The sequence below is a fragment of the Terasakiispira papahanaumokuakeensis genome, from assembly GCF_001709345.1.
Classification (GTDB): domain Bacteria; phylum Pseudomonadota; class Gammaproteobacteria; order Pseudomonadales; family Halomonadaceae; genus Terasakiispira; species Terasakiispira papahanaumokuakeensis.
In genome coordinates, this window is sequence record NZ_MDTQ01000001.1 from 3,040,624 (window position 1) to 3,061,101 (window position 20,478).

Annotated in this window: 18 protein-coding genes; 8 read left to right on the forward strand and 10 right to left on the reverse strand. The window is 52.3% G+C overall.

Going from position 1 to position 20,478, the window contains the following annotated elements; translation table 11 throughout:
- Positions 1-4: 4 nt before the first annotated feature.
- From astA to astC, 3 genes are all read right to left on the reverse strand, one after another.
- Positions 5-1,015 carry an arginine N-succinyltransferase gene (gene astA, locus BFW38_RS13285; protein ID WP_068999343.1) on the reverse strand — a complete coding sequence of 337 codons (1,011 nt, stop codon included), beginning with the start codon at positions 1,013-1,015 and terminating at the stop codon, positions 5-7.
- Positions 1,015-2,067: an arginine N-succinyltransferase gene (locus BFW38_RS13290; RefSeq protein ID WP_068999344.1), complete on the reverse strand. Its 1,053-nt coding sequence runs from the start codon at positions 2,065-2,067 to the stop codon at positions 1,015-1,017. The genes astA and BFW38_RS13290 overlap by 1 nt, the downstream gene beginning before the upstream one ends.
- A gap of 122 nt (positions 2,068-2,189) precedes the next feature.
- Positions 2,190-3,401: an acetylornithine/succinylornithine family transaminase gene (astC, locus tag BFW38_RS13295; RefSeq protein WP_068999345.1), complete on the reverse strand. Its 1,212-nt coding sequence runs from the start codon at positions 3,399-3,401 to the stop codon at positions 2,190-2,192.
- Positions 3,402-3,868: 467 nt separating this feature from the next.
- On the opposite strand from astC, the gene BFW38_RS13300 reads away from it, so the two are divergent.
- From BFW38_RS13300 to BFW38_RS13320, 5 genes are all read left to right on the forward strand, one after another.
- Entirely contained in the window at positions 3,869-4,786 is a 918-nt protein-coding gene (locus BFW38_RS13300) for a LysR family transcriptional regulator (protein ID WP_068999346.1), read from the forward strand.
- Positions 4,787-4,975: 189 nt separating this feature from the next.
- The gene (locus tag BFW38_RS13305) at positions 4,976-6,001 is read left to right on the forward strand and encodes a TRAP transporter substrate-binding protein (RefSeq protein ID WP_084004648.1); all 1,026 of its coding nucleotides are present in this window, start codon (positions 4,976-4,978) and stop codon (positions 5,999-6,001) included.
- Between the two features lie 199 nt (positions 6,002-6,200).
- Positions 6,201-6,683 carry a TRAP transporter small permease gene (locus BFW38_RS13310; RefSeq protein WP_068999347.1) on the forward strand — a complete coding sequence of 161 codons (483 nt, stop codon included), beginning with the start codon at positions 6,201-6,203 and terminating at the stop codon, positions 6,681-6,683.
- Between the two features lie 2 nt (positions 6,684-6,685).
- The gene (locus BFW38_RS13315) at positions 6,686-7,963 is read left to right on the forward strand and encodes a TRAP transporter large permease (protein WP_068999348.1); all 1,278 of its coding nucleotides are present in this window, start codon (positions 6,686-6,688) and stop codon (positions 7,961-7,963) included.
- A 5-nt stretch (positions 7,964-7,968) separates the two neighbouring features.
- Entirely contained in the window at positions 7,969-8,760 is a 792-nt protein-coding gene (locus tag BFW38_RS13320; protein ID WP_245686156.1) for a M15 family metallopeptidase, read from the forward strand.
- Positions 8,761-8,820: 60 nt separating this feature from the next.
- On the opposite strand, the gene BFW38_RS13325 is transcribed toward BFW38_RS13320, so the two are convergent.
- Positions 8,821-9,810, reverse strand: coding sequence for a GlxA family transcriptional regulator (locus tag BFW38_RS13325; RefSeq protein WP_245686157.1), 990 nt, complete (start codon positions 9,808-9,810; stop codon positions 8,821-8,823).
- A 129-nt stretch (positions 9,811-9,939) separates the two neighbouring features.
- Positions 9,940-11,142 (reverse strand): enoyl-ACP reductase FabV, encoded by a 1,203-nt coding sequence (gene fabV / locus BFW38_RS13330; RefSeq protein ID WP_068999349.1) that lies wholly within the window; start codon positions 11,140-11,142, stop codon positions 9,940-9,942.
- A gap of 310 nt (positions 11,143-11,452) precedes the next feature.
- Here fabV and BFW38_RS13335 point away from each other — a divergent pair, with 310 nt between their 5' ends.
- Complete coding sequence (locus tag BFW38_RS13335; RefSeq protein ID WP_068999350.1) at positions 11,453-12,166, forward strand: metal-dependent hydrolase; 714 nt, start codon at positions 11,453-11,455, stop codon at positions 12,164-12,166.
- Here BFW38_RS13335 and BFW38_RS13340 read toward each other — a convergent pair.
- Entirely contained in the window at positions 12,154-13,044 is an 891-nt protein-coding gene (locus BFW38_RS13340; RefSeq protein WP_068999351.1) for a LysR family transcriptional regulator, read from the reverse strand. The genes BFW38_RS13335 and BFW38_RS13340 overlap by 13 nt on opposite strands.
- Positions 13,045-13,207: 163 nt before the next feature.
- Here BFW38_RS13340 and BFW38_RS13345 point away from each other — a divergent pair, with 163 nt between their 5' ends.
- Together BFW38_RS13345 and BFW38_RS13350 are read left to right on the forward strand one after the other, a co-directional pair.
- Positions 13,208-15,181 (forward strand): ligand-gated channel protein, encoded by a 1,974-nt coding sequence (locus tag BFW38_RS13345; protein ID WP_068999352.1) that lies wholly within the window; start codon positions 13,208-13,210, stop codon positions 15,179-15,181.
- A gap of 136 nt (positions 15,182-15,317) precedes the next feature.
- Positions 15,318-16,226: an ABC transporter substrate-binding protein gene (locus BFW38_RS13350; protein WP_068999353.1), complete on the forward strand. Its 909-nt coding sequence runs from the start codon at positions 15,318-15,320 to the stop codon at positions 16,224-16,226.
- Between the two features lie 121 nt (positions 16,227-16,347).
- On the opposite strand, the gene BFW38_RS13355 is transcribed toward BFW38_RS13350, so the two are convergent.
- The 4 genes from BFW38_RS13355 to BFW38_RS13370 form a co-directional block, all read right to left on the reverse strand.
- The gene (locus BFW38_RS13355; protein ID WP_068999354.1) at positions 16,348-17,163 is read right to left on the reverse strand and encodes an ABC transporter ATP-binding protein; all 816 of its coding nucleotides are present in this window, start codon (positions 17,161-17,163) and stop codon (positions 16,348-16,350) included.
- 81 nt (positions 17,164-17,244) lie between these two features.
- On the reverse strand, positions 17,245-18,330 hold the full coding sequence (locus tag BFW38_RS13360) for a FecCD family ABC transporter permease (RefSeq protein WP_218186426.1): 1,086 nt from the start codon (positions 18,328-18,330) through the stop codon (positions 17,245-17,247).
- A 120-nt stretch (positions 18,331-18,450) separates the two neighbouring features.
- Positions 18,451-19,458, reverse strand: a complete 1,008-nt coding sequence (locus BFW38_RS13365) for a FecCD family ABC transporter permease (protein ID WP_245686158.1) — start codon at positions 19,456-19,458, stop codon at positions 18,451-18,453.
- Complete coding sequence (locus BFW38_RS13370; protein ID WP_245686159.1) at positions 19,458-20,465, reverse strand: ABC transporter substrate-binding protein; 1,008 nt, start codon at positions 20,463-20,465, stop codon at positions 19,458-19,460. Before BFW38_RS13370 ends, BFW38_RS13365 begins: the two co-directional genes overlap by 1 nt.
- Positions 20,466-20,478: the final 13 nt, after the last annotated feature.

Consider the following 20,478-nt stretch of genomic DNA (forward strand, 5'->3'; position numbering starts at 1 on the left):
AACACTAGAGCACCACAGCCCGCACGAAGGCGCCCTCTTCGATATCCAGTCGACGCGCTTCATCTGGAGTAAGCGGCTGAGCCTGCGCAGTGGGTGAGTAACGGGTGCGGATCGCCCGAAATTGCTGTAAATCTGTAGTCGCGGCCAGGCCATGAAAAACCGTCTCGTCATCATCAGGGGGATCGACCAGCTCAACCGGCAACAGGGTACTCTCCCTAACCGTTCGAATATCCTGAATCCGGCACTCCATCGTCGGCCCACCATCAAAGATGTCGATATAACCTTCGTAACGAAAGCCTTCTTTTTCCAGCATCGCCAGTGCCGGGCGGGTATGCGCATGGACCTGTCCGATACAGTCCCGTGCCGATTGGGGTAAGAAGGCGGTATAGATGGGGTAACGGGGCATTAATTCCGCAATAAATCCTTTTTTGCCCTGGCCGGTCAGGTAATCGGCTTCGTCAAAGGCCATGGGAAAGAAGTGAGCCCCTAGCGCTTCCCAAAAAGGGCTGCGTCCCTCATCAGTGAAATGTCCACGCATTTCAGCCAATACACGTGATGGAAAACGGTCAGCAAATTGCGCTAAAAACAGCATTCGCGCCCGAGATAACAGCTGCCCGACTCGAGCATGACGTGCTTGCGGAAGTAAAAATAACGAACACACTTCAGCATCACCCGTATGATCATTACTGATAAACAGCAAGTCGACCTGCTGGCGAATGCCAATCTGCGGTGAAGCTTGCGTTAGCTTGCCAACCCGGTAATTATAAAAGGGCTGATCAAAGCCAACCGTTGATTCGATGGCACAGCAACCAACGATTTTGCCGTCATCTTGCTCAAGGACAAAAAAATACAACGCATCTTCAGGCGCTGTCTCCGCCAAGCTAGCCTCTGCTCGGGCAATCTTTCCGGCCAGAAAGTCACGATCCAGCGGTAAAGATGTAAAACCAGGTCCTGTCGCTTTCGCCAACCGATAAAGCGCATCAAGGTCCTGTCGGGTGATGGATCGAATGCGCATTACATCATGTCCTCATCCAGCTGTGGCAATTCCAAAGGGGCCATCAACACAGCGCGCCCTTCACCAACACCCAGGCACTCGGCCTGAGGTAATGAGAGTTGTAACTGCCCGGTAGCCGATAACGCCGAACGCGCCAGTACACAGCGAAACCCCGCTAACCCCTGATTGGCCACCAAGGCGGGGGCGGCATCCGGTAACCATTGTTCCTCACGAATACGAATAGGGTGCCAAGAGCAGCGGCTGGGTGTTTGCATCTGATCAATATTCGCCTCCAGAATCGGGCCACCATCAAACACATCGATATGACGCCCAGGCTGCATACCTTCTGCACGCAACTCATCACAAGGCGACATAAAACCACCATGCACTCGACCGATAGCGGCACACGCTTCTGGAGAAAGTAAATTCAAATACAATGGATAAGGGGGCATCACTTCAGCAATGAAGCTCTTACCGACCATGCCCACCAGGCGATTCACTTCAGCAAAATCCAGATCAATAAAATGGCGACCCACCCCATTCCAAAAAGGCGGTTCGCCTGATGCGTTCAAATAACCGGGATAAGCCACAAACAAACGGTCAGCAAAACGCTCACGAAACTGAGCAATAAACATCAGCCGCGCCCGGCGTAATAACCGCTCACCGCTACTGCCGCGCGCTCGCTCATCGACATGAAGCGCGCAAAGCTGGGTCGCTTCAGAAAGCTCATGAGAAAACGATAATGTCTGCACTTCTTGCCTCACATCCATTTGATGTGAAGCATGAATCAGCGTTTCCTGACGATAAGTGTAATAAGCCGATCGCCCTCCCGATAAGGCGCGAATAGACGCTGTGCCGCAAACTTCACGGGTCCGCGTATTTTCCAGCACGAAGACATAGGTTTCATCTCCAGGCTGAGCCACCTCTCGGCGTACAGATGCGCGCGTTAACGCGATCATTTCCTGCAAACGATCACGATGGGCGGGTAAATTTGTTAGAGGGGGATCACCACTGAACGCCAAGCGTTCTATATCCGGCAAATCAGTATAATCCGCCAGCCGCACGCTCCACATGGAGAATCTCCTTACGCATTATCAGCATTCAGCTCAACTAACACGTCGGTATATCGTGCAGTCGCTCAAAGCCGACACATCATCAAAAGAGAAAGCCCGACGCAGAGCCGGGCTTTATTCAATCAATTCGCTAAACGTTTAACCGCACGCTCAAGTCGCGCCAAGCCTTCTTCTACATCAGAAGGGGGGATAATCAAAGAGGGGGCTAAACGCAGAATATTAGGCCCAGCCACTAACGTCATCACGCCTTCCGCCATTGCCGCTTGCAGCAGATCTTTAGCGCGCCCGTGCCACGGATCAGCCATTTCAGCCCCAATCAATAACCCCATACCGCGGACTTCTTTGAATAGGCCACCGTGATTATCGCTGATACGCTTCAACCCCGAAACGAACCACTCATGACGCTCCTTAACACCCGCCAAAACTTCTGGCTGGCGAATAAACTCAAGCGCCGCATAAGAGACGGCAGAGGCCAAAGGATTGCCTCCATAAGTGCTGCCATGAGTGCCGACACCCAAACTCGGCGCGACTTCATCAGTGGCCAGCATCGCCCCTACGGGAAAACCACCGCCCAGAGCTTTGGCAGAAGTCAAAATATCCGGCTTAACGCCATAGTGCATATAGGCATAGAGTTCGCCTGTACGCCCAACACCGCTTTGCACTTCATCGAATACCAGTAGGGCTTCATACTGATCGCATAGGGTTCGCAACCCCTTGAGGAAGTCCGCATCAGCAGGGCGGACCCCACCTTCGCCTTGCATCGGCTCAACAACAACGGCACACGTTGTGTCATCCATTAAAGCCCGAACAGACTCAAGATCATTAAACTCAGCATGTACAATGCCTTGAGGGGCCGGCCGGAAGCCTTCGGTATATTTTTCCTGCCCACCGACCGTCACCGTAAACAGCGAACGGCCATGGAAAGACTGTTTGAAGGCGATAATTTTATGTTTGGCTTCACCATGCTTGAGGTAAGCATGTCGACGCGCCAACTTGAATGCCGCTTCGTTCGCTTCTAACCCAGAAGAACAGAGGAACACCTTATCGGCAAAAGTATGCTCAACCAGGCTGCGGGCCAAGCGAATCTCAGGCTCATTGGCATAGACATTCGATAAATGCCAAATATGCTCAGCTTGAGTTTTTAAAGCCTCCATCAAGACCGGATGACGGTGGCCCAGTGCATTGACCGCAATACCGCCGGCAAAATCAACATACTCTCGATCATTCTGATCCCAAACACGTGAGCCCTCTCCTCGCACCAGCAATTCCGGCTGCGGGGCATAGTTCGGCACAAAATAGTGGTCGAAATCTTCACGGCTCGGGGTCCAGCTCATGACATTCTCCTCATTAATAAGTCATGGGCGAAGCCATAGGCCTCGCCAATTAGGAAATCCAGTATAGAGGGACAGCCGCGACAAGACTTGTCTGGATGAGACATGCTTTTTATATATCAGCGACTTGGCCACTTGAAAACAGCCATTTAAGAAGGTAACCACTGGAGAGGCCACCCATTGATAGCTCACCACTTTATCAATAATGGCGCCATAAATAATAGGCTTACAAAAACGACATCATCACACTCGACGACGCCGTGTCATACGCTATCATCGAGACGGAGATGCACTTAAAATTCAAAGCAATAATTTAAGAAGTCTAAAAAAGTAGCCCTATAAAAAAATAGAAGTAGAAGTCTAAATGGGCGGCCTACGATGAATCTGCACGTCTAAGGAAAGCCGTAATGACGCAATCATCAAGGTAAAACGCCACTGATTATCCTCCTGACGACCATCGGCTGAATACCATGAATCGCTTTAGTCCCCGTGCGCTGGAATACCTCAATGCCATCGACCGTTTTGGTACGCTTCGTAAAGCAGCGGTGCGCTTAAGCGTTGATCCGTCTGCAATCAGTCGCCTACTTTCTCAGCTTGAACAAGACGTCGGCATGCCCGTTTGGGAAAGGCGCCCACCTCACGCCCAGATCACACCAGCAGGTCGCGAGTTACTGGATTACTATCGACAAATGCAATCCAGTGAAGAAGCCACCTTATCGCGCTTGAATGCATTACAGAACCTTAATCAGGGGAAAGTCAGCTTAGCCGTAGGCGAAGGCTTTATTGCCGATCTCATTTCTCAGCCTCTTCAGAATTTTCTCGCAGAATATCCGGGAATCGAGCTGAGCATTGAGATGGCTGGCGCCAGTGAAGCTCTCAGGCTTATCGAGAGTTTCCAGATCGACTTTGCCATCACCTACGCCTCAACCGAAGCGCCTTTTTTGCACACCCATGTTGAAATAGATCAACCATTAAACCTGATCGTGCCACCTGGGCATCCGCTGGGACAAAGTGCCGGGCCCGTTGATTTCCGAGAAACCGCTGATTTTCCCAGCGCCTTGATTGATCGCTCAACCGGCATGGGCCGATTGATCAGCACCATGGAAGAAGTGACTCGAACATCATTGATGCCAAAATTACGCACCAATTCGGTTTCAGTCTTAAAAAATTTTGTGACATCAGGTATCGGCATCAGTTTTATGCCCAGCTTGACGGTTCATGATGAGATCGAAGCCGGCCTGATTCAGGCGCTACCGATTGATCACAGCATCATGCAGAGCGCCCAAGCCCGACTGGTCAGCCACAATCAAAGAGAGCCCACACTCGCGGCTCAAACGCTAATGCAGTACCTCCATCACAATATGCAATTCCTGCGCCGCACCATGTAGGTCAATAGAAGATGGAACTAATATGCTGATTCAACGCAAAAGCGTCACGTCATGATGACATAATAGCAACACCTGCAACATTGCAGAGTCAACATCACAACAACTAGTGTATGAGTGGGTGATGCAAGGACGTCACCAGGCGAAGGACCCCTCCGATTAAGGATAAACTCCAGAAGAGACGATAATAATATGCAACTGAAGAATAGCCTCAAGCAACGCGTTCTACGCAACATGGCACTGACGGTTGGCGGTATGCTGACCGCATTAAGTGTTCAAGCTCAAACGATCAACCTGAGCTATAACGGTGCACCTGATGCGGATAAAAATGCCGTTCACATGTTCGCCAGTAACTTCAAAAAACTGGTTGAAGACAAAACGAACGGCGACCTGGAAATCAAACTGTACCCCAACAGCATGCTGGGAGAAGAGCAGGAGCGTATGGAGCAGGTGATGTACACCCCCAGCCTCAACGTCGCCTCTTTTGCCGGAATTGCCCCCCAGTTCCCGGAAATTTATGTCAGCGCCATCCCCTTCATGTTTAATGACTTCAGCGCTGCACATCGTTTCTTTGATGAAGGGGACTACTGGAAACAAGCCCAAACAACCTGGCGTGAGCGCACAGGCACAGAGCTGCTGTCTGTTGTCGAAGAAGGAGGCTTCCTGGCTTTTACCAACAACCAACGCCAGATTAAAAGCCCTGCAGATTTCGATGGTCTCCGCTTCCGTGCGATGGATCCCAGCCAAGTAGCGCTTTATGAATCTTTCGGCGCATCAGGCACACCGATCCCCTGGACTGAAGTCTATATGGCGCTGAAAACCGGTGTGGCCGATGGTCAAATGAATCCGCCGATGTACATCATCATGGGCAGCCTGTACGAAGTGCAGAAATACATGACCCTGGCCAATATTCAGTACTCAGATCAGTTTCTGGTGGCCAATGGCGATCTACTCAAGAATCTAAGCGATGAGCAACGCACCGCTTTAGAAGATGCTGCGCGCCAAGCGACTGAAATGAACCGTAAGGCTGTTGAGGCGGAAGTTGAAAACCGCATCACCTACCTGAAAGATCAAGGCATGGAAGTCTATACCCCAAATAAAGAAGAGATGGCACAGTTCCAGCAAGTGGGACAACCGTCTTATCTGAAATGGCTGAAAGAGCAAAATATCGACTCCAGCTGGATTGATACTGCATTGGAAGATGCTGGCCTGCGTTAATCCATTTTGGCTGAGTCAATGGACGAAGCCCTATGGATAAGGCCATGCAGATATGCCCCGCTCATCAAGTCATTGAGCCTTGGCAGCGGGGCAATATCTGCCATTTTAGCGCCCTTGATACCGGTTCGACCCTTTAATCGTAACGCCTTCGTCCTCGGCAAACGTTTGACCACGTTGCCCTACAATGAGATTCGACACCATGCTCCGCCTTTTACGACTCCGACTGGGAAAACTCCTAATCGGCGTGGCCAGCGTGATGCTCGCCGTTAATATTGCGGTTTTGCTTTATGGCGTCTTGGCCCGCTATTTAATTGGACATTCACCCATTTGGATGGATGAGCTTTCCCGTTACCTCACCATCTCGACGGTGTTGTTCAGTGCCGGCTTTGTCTGGCAGATCGATGAACATATGCGCGTTGCTTTTTTAGAGCGCAAACTCCCGGGCAAAGCACGCGCCTGTTTGGAAACTTACCTGTGGTTAGTCACGGTACTGCTCTGCGGTTACGCTGCTTGGGTCAGCCTGCACTATGCCTTGTCCTTGACCCACTTTAAAACCTTAGGCCTAGGCGTCAGCAAGATGATCCCGATGCTGTCACTGCCCGTCGGCTTCACCTGCCTGACGCTGCTTAGCCTTATACAACCGCCCTGGAGTGAACGCCCCATGTCTGAGACGGGAGACTGACCATGCTTTTGGCCATGTTTGCGACTTTTTTGATTCATGTCCTGATCGGTTTGCCGCTTTTTCTGGCCCTGATCTCAACCGCCATTGTCGGTTTCTCCTTTATCGACTTATCGCTGCTACCCCGGATGCTGCCCCAACAGTTCTTCGGGGGCATTGATGCGTTTTCCCTCATGGCCATTCCCCTCTTCGTACTGGCGGGGACGTTAATGAATGCGACCGGCATGACCGAACGGCTCATGACCCTGGCACGCGCCATGGTTGGTCACCTAAGAGGAGGACTGGGCTATGTCAACGTCGTCTCCAGCGTCTTCTTTGCCGGGGTCAATGGCTCCGCCGTGGCCGATACCTCAGCGCTAGGCTCATTGTTGGTCCCAGCGATGCGTAAAGAAGGCTATTCAACCTCTTATGCCGCTGGGCTCACCGCTGGCAGCTCCTTGATCGGCCCGATCATTCCCCCCAGCATCTTCATGATTCTATATGCCTCGCTCACGAACACCTCCGTAGGTGATCTGTTCTTGGCAGGCGTCATTCCAGGTTTGCTGTTAGGGCTGGCCTTTATGATCATGAACTGGGTTCACGTTCGCCGTCACGGGATTACCGCAACAGGTGAAAAACCGACGCCACTGAAGGTCATTAAAGCGGTGTGGGGCGCACTGCCCGCTTTAATCGCGCCATTTTTGATTGTCTTTGGAATTGTGCTGGGGTTTGTCACACCCACCGAGTCAGGCGTTTTAATCGTCACCTATGTTGCTCTGCTGGGCCTGATTAACCGTGAGCTATCGCTCAAACGGCTCTGGCAAGCACTCGGAGAAACGGCACGACTGACCTCTGCCATCTTCATGATCATGGCTGCAGCTTCGGTCGTCAGTTGGTTATTGTCTTATGCTCAGGTGCCCGCTCAATTTGCGATGATGCTGACCCCCTTCACCGATAATCCCTTACTGATTCTGGTGATGCTCAGCTTGATTACCTTTGTCACAGGCATGTTCATGGAAGAAGTCTCAGCGCTGATGCTGCTGACGCCGATTTTCCTGCCGATTGCGACTCAGGCCGGTATTGATCCGATTCACCTGGGCATCATCATTACGCTCAACATCACCATCGCGCTGATCACGCCGCCTATGGGCGCTTGTGTCTTTGTCGCGGCGGCCGTCAGTCGACTGGAAATCACCACACTGTTTCGCACAATTTGGCCTTTCGTACTGGTGGCCATCGCGGTGCTCGGATTGCTGATTTTAATGCCGGAAATGGTGCTGTTTCTTCCTAATCTTATGAGTTAATTGAAATGTCTTTAAGTTCACGACCCATGACTGATTTACCGATCCCGGACCTACCGGTGCCGGATTGGCAAACCATCAGCCAGATCCCGATTCATGAATCGGCCGAAGCATTTCAAGCGATCAGTCTATCGCCTAAAATCCGCACTTGGCCGGCTTACTTTAAAATGGGTATTGCCCATACGATGCCAGAATGCTATATCCGCGAAGGCGTCTATCAGCGCCTGCTGGAAGCCACACGTTACTTGCCTGATCATCTGACACTGGTGGTACTTGACGGCTGGCGCCCGTTTAAAGTTCAGCAATTTCTTTATGAGACCTTTTTAGCCCTGCTATCCGAAGCCCAGCCCGATTGGGATGAGGCACAGCGAATTGCTCAAGCACGCCAACTGGTCTCGCCGCCCAGCATAGACCCTAAAGCCCCAAGCCCCCATGTCACCGGCGGCTCCATTGATGTCACCTTAATGGATGCTGACGGCTGCTTATTGAACATGGGCACCTTGTTTGATGAGGCCAGCCCTTTAGCATTCAGTGCGGCCTTCGAAGGTCGTGATGACTTGACCGCAACCCAGCAAGAGGCTCGCGATCATCGGCGTTTGCTCTATCACGCCATGCGACAGGCCGGCTTCACAAACTTGCCGACTGAATGGTGGCACTACGACTACGGCAACCAAATGTGGGCCTGGCACCGTCTAGAGGCAGGTGAAATCAATGCGGAATCAGCTCAAGCCCACTACGGCGTCAGCCATCCTCATACCTTGGAGTACATGTGGCGCTCACAACTTGGGCTGCCCCACTAAACTGAGCTCCCTTAACCGGTCCAGGGATTGACCGGTTAACTCACCATGATTCGCTCAGCCCTACAAAGTAGATTGGCGCTCTTCCCGTGGCGGATAACCAAAGTGATTGCGATAGCGGGTCGTAAAGTGTGATGCACTGGTAAAGCCCACCCGAAGCGCCACCTCACCAATAGACCAAGCAGTCTCTCGGAGCAAACGCTGGGCTTGCTGTAAACGCAGATTTAAATAATAGCGTGATGGCATCGCATCCAGATGTTGACGAAATAAGCGCTCCAGTTGACGCCGAGAAATACCTAAATGGTGAGCCAGCTCATCGGCTGATAAGGGCTCACTGATATTCGCTTCCATCATCGCGACAGCATCACGGAGATGAATCGGCGCATGGCTTAACCGTGCTTTCAACGGCACATGCTGAGGCTCATCGGGTAAGCGAATACGCTCCATCACAAAATGCTCGGAAATACTGGCCGCCATCGATTTACCATAACGAGCGCCAATCCAAGTCACCATCATATCCATAGAGGCCGTCCCCCCCCCACAGGTCATGCGTTGCCGGTCCAGCTCGAACAAGTTACGCGTCACAATAACCTTTGGGTAAGTTTCGCCAAAATGATCTGCGCGCTGCCAATGTAATGCTGCCCGATAACCATCTAACAAACCGGCTTCGGCCAAAGGTTGAGTCCCCGTGGCGATCCCACCCAACATCACACCGGACCGGGCTTGCTGACGCAACCAGTTAAATAAAGCGGTCGCATCAGTCGACTGACGATAACGCCCTCCGACCACCATCAGCACATCCAACGGCGTATGAAAAGCATGAATGGAGCAGCATGGCTGAACCGCCAAAGGGGTTGAACTGTCGACTGGCAAGTGCCGCGCCTCTTCAAGCGGGGCTTCATCTTGCGTCAGTGCCTGAATACGATAAAGCGGTCGGCCGGCTAATTCATTCGCGACCTGGAGGGGTTCTAACGCACAAGCAAGCGCCAGCATCGAAAAGCCGGGCAGTAGCAAAAAACCAATATGAGTCGTGTCGAGCGTCGGAGTCTCCACGGCATTGGCCTTACTCTGTATTGAATGGAAAAAAGATGGCCGAGGGCTTTAATAACGGAAACGTCACACGACGTTCACTCAAGCGCTCGGCCATCCATTACGACCGTTGAGAACAACGGCCATTCACTTTTAAATGGATTCGGGCTCAAAGCCCACATCAGGATTCACATCGGCTTCATAGTCAATATCATCACGGTCAAAGCCAAATAGCTTGAGAAACTCATGCTTATAACCTGCATAATCCGTTAACTCAAACAGATTGTCAGAGGTTACATCCGCCCATAACGCTTTGCAGGCTTCTTGTACATCGTCACGCAGCTCCCGATCATCCATCCGCAAGCGGCCGGCTTCATCCAGATCCATCGGCTGGCCGTCTGCACGATACAACTGCGTTGCGAACAAGCGATTGAGTTGCTCGATGGTGCCTTCGTGCAGCCCTTTTTCTTTCATGACCTTATAAACCAACGCGATATATAACGGCATGACAGGAATCGCGGCTGAAGCCTGAGTCACCACAGACTTCAACACCGCCACATTGGCACTACCACCTTCCGGCGCCAACTTATCGTTCAGAACCTTCGCGGCGCGATCAAGGTCTTCTTTCGCTTTACCCAAGGCCCCGTGCCAATAAATCGGCCAAGTCATTTCAGTGCCGATATAGCTGAACGCCACGGTGCGTGCACCTTTGGCCAGAACACCGGCCTCACCCAGCGCCTGCATCCACAGTTCCCAATCTTCGCCACCCATGACCTCGATCGTGTCTTGGATTTCCTGCTCAGTAGCGGGTTCAACTTCAGCTTTAATAATTTGGTCTTTATTGGTATCAATCGCAGTTGAACGATAAGTCTCACCAATAGGCTTGAGAACAGAGCGCTTCAACTCACCTGAATCCGGCAGTTTGCGGACAGGAGAAGCCAGCGAGTAAACCACGAGGTCGACCTCTCCTAAATCCTGCTGAATCAGCTCAACCGCTTTAGCGCGCATCTCGTGAGAAAAAGCATCGCCATTAATCGACTTGGCATACAGTCCCGCTTCTTGCGCCGCTTGCTCGAAAGCCCAGCTGTTGTAATACCCGGCGGTCCCTGGTTTACGCTCAGTGCCCGGCTTTTCCAAGTAAACCCCTAACGTGGCGGCCTGGTAGCCGAAAGCAGCCGTAATACGGGCGGCCAAGCCATAACCGGAAGATGCACCAATCACCAGGACTTTTTTAGGCCCTTGACCGGAAAATGCTTGCTGACGAGTGACCGCGACCTGCTCCGCGACATTCAGCTGACATCCGGTGGGATGGGTCGTGGTACAGATAAAACCGCGATACTTAGGCTTAATGATCATCCTTTGGCCTCTTGAGTCTGGCGATGCAAAATCTGCCAGGTCAACCAACCTGACATACGTCGTAATGAAAGAATCTGGCCGCGCATTATATCAAGACCGACGCCTTATGGGGCCTTCCGATTCAAGATAGCCATTTTAAGCAGTCTACATTCAATGGTCTTTCCTCACTCAGACCGCGACCCATACCCCGATGGGAGTGAAATCACCGCGTTGGCATGCGATCAACACTTGACATGCTCTGTATTTTTATACAGTTTATGAAGCGCTCACAATTACCACTATTACCATACTGATCAAGGACTTAGCCTTAATGGCCAATTTTGCCACTCATGTCGGCACTGCCGCAGTGCTCGGCGCAATAGGCGCCACCAGCCTAATGTTTCTAGGCACAGTAACACCAGCAGTCGCCATCGGCCTATTCATACTGACCATCGTGGGCACCATGTTACCGGATGTCGACGTGGATCATGCACGTCCCGTTAGGTGGCTGTTTACTTTCATGGCATTGGCGGGCACCTTACTGGCGGTTTATATCACCCTACCAGAAGCGCCACCAGGCTGGGCCTTCTGGCGCACCACTCCACGCCCTGGTTGGCAAGTCGCTGTTGCGGGGATTTGTACATTTTTAACCATCCGCTATCCCTTGGCCTATGGATTCCAAAAACTGACCGTTCATCGAGGCGTCTGGCACAGCCTACTATTCGGTAGCGTGTTATCACTCGGGTGGGTCACTTTGGCCAGCCAAGGGCTTCAGGTCACTCCGGCCATTGCCTGGTTACAAGGGGCAAGCGTCATGGTCGGTTTTTTAATCCACTTGATCCTGGATGAACTCTATAGTGTCGATTTAGAAGGCGCTCGGCTGAAGCGCTCTTTTGGCACCGCATTCAAGCTAGGGATGCCCGATCAACCGTGGGTCAACCTGCTATTGGTCGCCACAATCGCCGCACTCGTCTGGTGGTTGCCTTCTCCAGAAGCCCTCATTGATCTATTTCAGCAGACTGAATGGGCCCGTCAAACACCTTGAGGAGGGTGCGCACGTAAGTGTTTCAGCAAGGCTTGTAACTTGCGCGAAGGCCGCCCAGGACTGTAAAACATTCCCACCTCAACAGGAGCTGGATGCCACCCCGGCAAACAAGCTTCTAACTCACCAGGGTGAACACTAAGATAACCCTCTGCCATATGGACAGGGAGCAATCCAATACCCTCGCCACGACAAATCGCATCAACTTGAAGCACGACAGTATCGCTAGTTATCCGGCTATCAAAAGGAGGTAAAGTACAGGCCAAAGCATCCGGGTGATAAACATCCAGACCCTCCTTCACCATACCGATCATATCCACCCATTGATGTTGTAATAGTTCACGTGGATGCTCAGGCACACCATGTTGGAGACGGTAAGTGGATGAGGTATAAAAACCAAAAGACCATAGCGCCAATCGCTCGTGACGCCAGTGCTCAATGGGGGGCGGGCCAAGCCAAATCATAACATCAGCCTGTTCCAGTGTAGCGGGGGTAGCATGCCCTTGAATATGCATCCGAAGCCCTGGGTATCGCGCTAAAAAAGCGTTAGCTTCGCGCACGAGCCAACTTCTCAAAAAGACCTGATCCGCCACCACCAACAGTTCACCGCTGATCGACTCAGTCAAGGATTCCAAAGCCTCTTGTCCTTGACTAGCGACTTCCAGAATTTGCCGACAGTAAACGCTAAATAACTGTCCGGCCTCGGTCAATTGTAATCGATTGCCCTGGCGGACCACCAAAGACTGCCCTAGATCTGCTTCTAACTGCGACAAACGTCGGCTTAAAGTGGATTTAGGTTGAGCCAATCGTTCAGCAGCTGCCGTTAAGCTCCCGTAACGATACAACGCATCGAACGCTTTTAACGCCCCAAGATCATGCACTCGCCCCTCCTTTCCTCATATTGATAACCATTTTTATATCAAACGCCCCTATTGTTCCATATATGCAACATAGATTTCATGTTTTACCTCTTTAACAACAATTCAATATCAATATCATACGCACATGTTTTTAAGAATCATTATCAAGTGATAAGGAAGCGTCATGACGATCTACAAGTCTGTCACCGTGGCCAGTCTGGCCAGTGTCTTGAGTTACACACCGCTCGTTGCTGCTGAAGACACCGCTAACGAGCCCACTGAACAGCTGGATAAAATGGTCGTCACAGCCGCGGGTTTCGAGCAAAGCGTAGCCGATGCCCCTGCCAGTATCAGCGTGATCACACGTGATCAATTGGAAAATAAATACTACCGCGATGTCACGGATGCCTTAAAACAAGTGCCGGGCGTGATTGTGACCGGCGGTGGCGACAATACGGATATCAGTATCAGAGGGATGGGGGCTAACTACACATTAATCCTGGTGGATGGTAAGCGCCAGAGCAGCCGAGAAACCCGCCCGAACAGTGATGGGCCAGGCATTGAACAAGGCTGGCTGCCGCCGTTAGCTGCGATTGATCGAATCGAAGTGGTCCGTGGCCCCATGTCCACACTATACGGATCCGATGCCATTGGTGGTGTCATTAATATTATCACCCGTAAAGTCGCCGACCGATGGCATGGCCAAATTGATATGAGCACGGTGTATCAAGAAAACCGTGACTCCGGTGATATCCAACAAGGCAGTGTCTATCTGGCAGGTCCATTGATTCCTCAGCGCTTAGGCTTACAACTGCGTGCCCAGACCGATCAGCGTGATGAAGACGAGATCGAGCATGGTTATGCCGATAAAAGCTTACACAGTGGCTCAGCTAAATTTGACTTCACACCGAATGAGCAGCATGACATCGCGTTTGAGGCGGGCATCTCCAAGCAGGATCGCCGCAATAACCTAGGCAAATCAGCCCAGAGCAGTGGTTGTCGCGGCGAATGTGAAGATTCAGTCAATGAATATAATCGACGCTATGTGTCCCTCTCACATACCGGTCACTTCGGTTTCGGTACCACCGATAGTTATGTTCAGCGCGAAGAAACCGATAACAAAAGTCGCGATATGAATATCGAAAATCTCGTGGCGAAAACCAGCCTGGTGATGGCCCTAGGCAATCATATGACGACATTAGGGGCTGAATATGAAAAAGCCGAACTGACCGATGAAAGCTCCAATCAGCTGCCGAACTCGGACAGGGATTATATCGAAAACAGCAAGTGGGCCGCGTTTATTGAAGATGACTGGCAACTGACAGAGACCTTTGCCGTCACAGCAGGTCTGCGTATGGATGACGATGATAATTTTGGCGAGCATTACAGCCCACGCTTGTATGGCCGTTGGCAGCCGGTAGCGAATTGGACGTTCAAAGGGGGCGTGTCAACCGGCTATAAATCCCCCAGCCTGCGCGCCATCACCCCCGATTGGGGACAAGTCAGCCGAGGCGGCAACATCTATGGCAACCCGGACCTTGAGCCCGAAACATCCACCAATACAGAACTCGGCGTCATTTACTCAGCACCCAACGGGCTCAATGGGAGTTTCACTGTCTTCCATAATGACTTTGATGACAAAATCACCCGCGTGACCTGTCCGGAAGATATTTGTACCGATGGCCCCAACGATTTTGGTAGCGACCCCACTTATCGGATCAATGTCGACAAGGCCGTGACTCAAGGGGTTGAACTCAGTTTATCAGCGCCGCTGTCTGAAACCCTCGACTTCACCGCCAGCTATACCTACACCGATTCTGAACAAAAGTCGGGGGAGTACGAAGGTCAGCCGCTGAACAAACTACCCGAACACTTGCTCAATACGACACTTGATTGGCAAGCCACAGAACGTTTCGCACAATGGACGCGTATTACGTTCCGCGGCCGCGAAAGCCAACCCGTTGAAGGGCCTTCGAGTCGAAGCACGCGCGCGCCCTCCTACACCTTTGTCGACACAGGCTTCACCTATCAATTAACCGACCAAGCCCGCCTAAAAGCAGGCGTCTACAACCTCTTTGACAAGGATGTGGACTACGACAACTACGGCTATGTCGAAGATGGTCGCCGCTACTGGCTCGGGCTCACGGTTGATATCTGATCCGTTAAATACTGAGCCATTCACAAGGTTCAAAGGTTTTGTGTTCAGGTTTTGGCGCCAGCAGCTGCTGGCGTCTTTTTCATACATCAATGCTCACCCCACACACATCAAAAACTCAACACCAAAAGGAAGGCTCATGACACTCAAGCATTGGCTAGGGGCGAGTGCCCTATTATTAGGTAGCGTGACAACAGGCGCCGTGCTGGCCCAAGCATCGACTGAAACCCCTTCAGACCGAATCGTTAGTTATGATTTTGGTAGCGTCGATACCTTACATCAACTCGGGCTCAGCGGTCTGGTGGTGGGGCTCCCGAAGCACGGCTTACCGCAATATCTGGAAGCGTTTAAAGCCCATAGTTACATTGATGCCGGCGGTTTAAAAAGTCCTGATTTGGCTGCCGTTGAACAGCTATCACCCAGCCAGATACTGATTACAGGGCGACAAAGCGGGCAACAGGAGGCACTGGCTCAAATTGCTCCAGTAACCGATGTCAGCCTGCCCGAGGGGGATTACTGGACCGCCTTCTCAACTCAGGTCCACCAATTAGCAGACCCCTTAAATGCCAAGGCTCAAGCCACTGATGCTCTAGCCAATTTGCATCAGCACCTCGACCAGTTAAAACAGCAGGTTTCAGGGCAGAAAACAGTCTTACTGGTGACCCATAACGATGGCCATTTTGGATTACGTCAAAGCCCAATCATTAGCGAGCTGCTGGGGCTGAAATCACCTTCGTTACCTGACGACGTCAAATCGATCAAGCGTGGAAGTCGGGTCTTTACGCCACTCACGATCGCCAATATCACTCAAATGGCGCCGGATGTGCTCTTAGTGGTGGATCGTAGTGCTGCCATTGGCCAAACAGATCAAGCCCTGAACCTGGCTCAACTCAAACAACAATTAGCCGACCAACAGTCACAAACAGGGCAAGCGGCGAATACCATCACTCAAGTCAAAGTACTGACGCCCAAGCTCTGGTATCTCTCGGGAAATGGCTTGGAAAGTGTACGCTTACAAGCCGAAGAAGTGGCTAAGGCCATCGAATAATCGACGACGTACACATCAACAACACGTCAGATGACATCGCATGACGCCGGTGTCATCTGAGGTGAACGTCATCGAGGATTGACGAACACAATGGCAGCCCAGCCCATCCAATGCTGGAGACCTAAGCACGCCGAACGTTGGCTAACATCGGACTACCGCTGAAAGGATCTTCGATAATATCGCAGTGCACACGGTATAGCTGAAAGACCAGCTCCGGCGTCAAAATCTCACTAGGCGGGCCATGGGCAATCACCTCTCCCGCCACCATCGCCACCAACTGGTCGGCATAGCGACATGCACTCAGCAAATCATGGACCACCATCGCCACAGTACGCCCCTGACTTGCTAACCGTCGAATCAATTCAAACACTTCGATTTGATGGCCCAAATCAAGCGCTGACGTTGGTTCATCCAATAACAGTAATGGCGTTGATTGTGCGATCGTCATTGCAATCCAGGCTCGCTGACGTTGCCCACCGGAGAGCTGATCCAAAGGGGCATAGCGTAATGGCAACAAATCAGCCGCGCTAAGTGCAGCCTGAACAGCAGCTTGATCCTCTGGTGACCACTGCTGAAATAAGCCTTGATGAGGCTGACGACCAAAACGCACCAAATCCTCGACCGTCATGCCTTCTGGTGCATGCGTATCCTGAGGGAGTAACGCCAGCTGCTGCGCAACCGTTCGGCTCGGCAGTTGCTGAATATCTCGGCCATTCAGTATTACCTGTCCCTGCTCCGGAGCCAAAATTCGAGCCAAGGTATTCAGTAATGTGGATTTACCACATCCATTAGGCCCAACAATCGCGGTCACAGCGCCAGGTGTCAGCGGTAAACTCAACGCTTCAATGACCGTGTTATGGCCACGTGTCACTTTAAGGGCTTGAGCCGCCAGTGACACAGCTTGATCAGTGAATATCGGCGTACTTTTGGCATTCATCAATATCGTGCCTTATCTCTCATCAAATCATCACAACGCGTCAAGAATGAACACGCGATACAGTTAGGGGCACGCTCTCGATCAAGGGCCTGACGTTGCAGGCCGTAACAATAACCAGAGCAAATAAGGGCTTCCCACAACAGCCGTAATAATGCCGACAGGAACCTCAATAGGCGCCAGCATCCAACGCCCCACCCAATCAGCCGCCACCATCATCAAAGCACCACTTAACGCCGCGCCGAATAAAGGCACACCATGGTGGCGATTCAATAACCGCGCCAATTCAGGGCCTAATAAGGCCACCATACCGACAGGGCCCGCCACCGCCACGGCAAAACCGGTCAACATGACAGACAAGGCCAAGGTCACTAGGCGTAAACGTTTCAGCGCAATGCCCAAGCTGACGGTTATAGTGGTCGATATCCGTAACAACTGCAGACCACGAACAAGTCCAAGCGCCACAATTAAGGACGGCACAATCACAAGCCCTAGACCCCATACGGCACCAGGAGAACGTGCATTAAGGCTGCCGACCGTCCAAGGAAAAGCCGCATTAGCCGTATCAATCTCCACTTGGCTGAGCAACAGCTGAGTAAGCGCACCGGCAATGGCGCCAATACCAATACCGGCCACAATAAATCGATAGCCCTGAGTTCCGGTCTGGCCGGCTAATAAGAACGCCAGAAAAGTCGCTAAAGCCGCCCCCACCAAAGCCATTCCAGGAGGAGCAATGCTGGTGGTTAATCCGACGACAGAAGCCACCGCAAAGGCCGTAGCCGCATTATCGATACCGATAATGCCAGGCGTCGCCAAACGGTTATTGGCCAGCGTTTGCATTAAACAGCCTGACAAGGCAAATGCCGCCCCCGTGAGGATACCCGCCAAGACGCGTTGCAACCGTAACTCACGGACCACTAACTCTTGTACGGGGGTCCCCATTCCCCACAAGGCTTGCCAGACTTCTAATGGGGTCAGTTTGACCTGCCCTGCGCCCAGCGCCAAAGTCGACAACACCAGTAGTCCTAGCGTTAGCGCAACATTCACCCACAAAGAACGCTTGAATATCAGTAGCTGCCAGGCGCGACCAGCCCAGTGACCTCGTAATAAATAGAAGCCTTTGGGCGGCACTAATTTTGGGGGCTCTGCCACCATCGAGGGCTCAGACATTCCCATCTACTCAAAGCTCCAGTTAATGGGCTTGCTAACGATTGTCCGCGATTAAAAACCGGCTATAACCAATAGCACCGCCCAGCCAGCGGTCAAACATTGACAATTAAAATCAACACATTAGAGCAAGGGCATTCGCCGTGCTCGGATCATCACAATCAAAACCGGCGCTCCCAGCAAAGCGGTCATCACACCTAACGGCATTTCAGCCGGTGCGGCCAATAACCGCGAACACGTATCGGCAGCAATCAACAAAATCGGCCCAATCACAGCACTCAACCAGAGTGTCCGACGAATATCGGGGCCAGTAAAATGACGCGCAATATAAGGGACAACCAGCCCTAAAAAGGCAATCGGCCCAGCGATAGCCGTCGCCGACCCGACCAAAAGTGCCACAACAAGCACACTGATTAAGCGAATTCGGGCCGGCTTTTCCCCCAACCCTCGGGCGACCGATTCGCCTAATGCTAAAGCGGCCAAAGGGCGCGCAATAAACGCCAGCAGCCCAAGCGCTACGCCAATAAAGGGCAACACCTGAATCGCTTGAGACATATCTCGCCCAGCGACACTGCCGATCACCCAAAACCGAATCTCATCAGCCGAACGTTGATCAAACATCAAAAGCAAAGAGGTGAGCGCCATTAAAAGGCTTGTCAGCGTTGCCCCTGCCAATATCAACCTGACAGGGTTATGACCTAATCCATTCAAGCGGGCCGCCGTCATCACCAGAGCGCACCCCACCAGGGCACCGGCTTGGGCCACAAAAACAGTCAGCGTACTGATACTGGCGCCCAGCACTAACGCTAAGGCCACAGCAAAACTGCTACCAGCGCTCACCCCGAGCAAACCCGGCTCAGCCAGCGGGTTGCGTGATACCGCCTGCATTAAGGCACCGGCACAACCAAGCGCCACACCAACCAAAGCGCCAATCAGCGTGCGGGGGCCACGCAACTCATACAAGACAAACAGGGCCTCGTCCGATCCATATCCCCATAATGCCGCCCAAGCGCGCGCCGGTGAGATTTCGCCAGCCCCCAACAAAAGGCTGGCTAACACCGTCACCGCTAAAATAAGACTCCCGCTGACCAGCAGCGGGAGCATTCGAGGCGTTGTGTGTTGATTACTCATCAAGGTTTTGTCGAGTCCATAACCTGTTCAATACGCTGGAGAATGGCCTGGGCCGCGAGCGGCCCGCTGGCACTGGTCCAAAGTTGCCCATTAACAGGAAAAACCCGATCCTGCTGAACCACATCCAAGCGTTCAAATGCCGGTGATTTTTTCGCCGCTTCCAGCGCCTGCTCACCATCATCATTCAACGTGGCCAAAAACATCCAGTGGCCATCAGCTTTAGTCAGGTTTTCCAAACTGAGAGGCGAACTATGCGGTCGCCCTTCTTTCACCAAACCACCATCATGCACGTCGAATCCCGCTTCAGCCAATATTCGGGCAGAAAAGATCGTGGGTGCCATCACCAGTGGCCCCTGTGGCATCCAACGCATCAAATAGGCATCACGTTGATCGGCGGGCACCCTCTGCACCAACTCAGCTTTGACTTCTGCCGCGCGCTCAGCCACCGCATTAGTCACCTGCTCCCCTTGAGCGGTTCGATTCAAAGCCTGCGCGAATAAACGAGTTTCTTGTTGCCAACTATCAGCCTGAAACGAAGGCACATCCGGCACAACGGTCGGCGCCACAGAAGAGAGCAACTGATACTGAGCTTCAGGCAAAGAAGAGGAGGCCAGAATCAGATCAGGCTGCAGGGCAATCACGGCTTCCAGATTGGTCTCACGTGATGTGCCTACAATCTGGACCCCTTCAGCCTGAGGCTGGATATATGAGGCCACCCCCTCAGCCCCTCGAGAAGCCACCGCGCCTAAGGGTGTGATGCCCATCGCAATCGCAGCATCCAGCGCGCCCTCATACAAGGTCACCACTCGTTGAGGCTGACCATCAGGTAACGACACTTCGCCAAATTTTGTCTCCATCGTGCGTGCCGCCACAGCCGCAGACGTCCCCAAACTCGACAACGCCAAGACACCCAACATGGCCCAGGTTTTCATTCCGCCGACAACCCCTTTGTGACGGCTTTTCCCCTGTACACGACCTTGTACCCTTTGTACGGGCATCACACCCATGAAATATCTCCTT

What these genes read in the sequence shown, in the direction of transcription:
- BFW38_RS13355 (WP_068999354.1), bottom strand. Translation starts at nt 17,163, where the DNA reads ATGAATGCCAAAAGTACGCCGATATTCACTGATCAAGCTGTGTCACTG.
- fabV (WP_068999349.1), bottom strand. Translation starts at nt 11,142, where the DNA reads ATGATCATTAAGCCTAAGTATCGCGGTTTTATCTGTACCACGACCCAT.
- BFW38_RS13370 (WP_245686159.1), bottom strand. Translation starts at nt 20,465, where the DNA reads ATGGGTGTGATGCCCGTACAAAGGGTACAAGGTCGTGTACAGGGGAAA.
- BFW38_RS13365 (WP_245686158.1), bottom strand. Translation starts at nt 19,458, where the DNA reads ATGAGTAATCAACACACAACGCCTCGAATGCTCCCGCTGCTGGTCAGC.
- astA (WP_068999343.1), bottom strand. Translation starts at nt 1,015, where the DNA reads ATGCGCATTCGATCCATCACCCGACAGGACCTTGATGCGCTTTATCGG.
- BFW38_RS13350 (WP_068999353.1), top strand. Translation starts at nt 15,318, where the DNA reads ATGACACTCAAGCATTGGCTAGGGGCGAGTGCCCTATTATTAGGTAGC.
- BFW38_RS13310 (WP_068999347.1), top strand. Translation starts at nt 6,201, where the DNA reads ATGCTCCGCCTTTTACGACTCCGACTGGGAAAACTCCTAATCGGCGTG.
- BFW38_RS13335 (WP_068999350.1), top strand. Translation starts at nt 11,453, where the DNA reads ATGGCCAATTTTGCCACTCATGTCGGCACTGCCGCAGTGCTCGGCGCA.
- BFW38_RS13360 (WP_218186426.1), bottom strand. Translation starts at nt 18,330, where the DNA reads ATGTCTGAGCCCTCGATGGTGGCAGAGCCCCCAAAATTAGTGCCGCCC.
- BFW38_RS13320 (WP_245686156.1), top strand. Translation starts at nt 7,969, where the DNA reads ATGTCTTTAAGTTCACGACCCATGACTGATTTACCGATCCCGGACCTA.
- astC (WP_068999345.1), bottom strand. Translation starts at nt 3,401, where the DNA reads ATGAGCTGGACCCCGAGCCGTGAAGATTTCGACCACTATTTTGTGCCG.
- BFW38_RS13345 (WP_068999352.1), top strand. Translation starts at nt 13,208, where the DNA reads ATGACGATCTACAAGTCTGTCACCGTGGCCAGTCTGGCCAGTGTCTTG.
- BFW38_RS13315 (WP_068999348.1), top strand. Translation starts at nt 6,686, where the DNA reads ATGCTTTTGGCCATGTTTGCGACTTTTTTGATTCATGTCCTGATCGGT.
- BFW38_RS13300 (WP_068999346.1), top strand. Translation starts at nt 3,869, where the DNA reads ATGAATCGCTTTAGTCCCCGTGCGCTGGAATACCTCAATGCCATCGAC.
- BFW38_RS13305 (WP_084004648.1), top strand. Translation starts at nt 4,976, where the DNA reads ATGCAACTGAAGAATAGCCTCAAGCAACGCGTTCTACGCAACATGGCA.
- BFW38_RS13290 (WP_068999344.1), bottom strand. Translation starts at nt 2,067, where the DNA reads ATGTGGAGCGTGCGGCTGGCGGATTATACTGATTTGCCGGATATAGAA.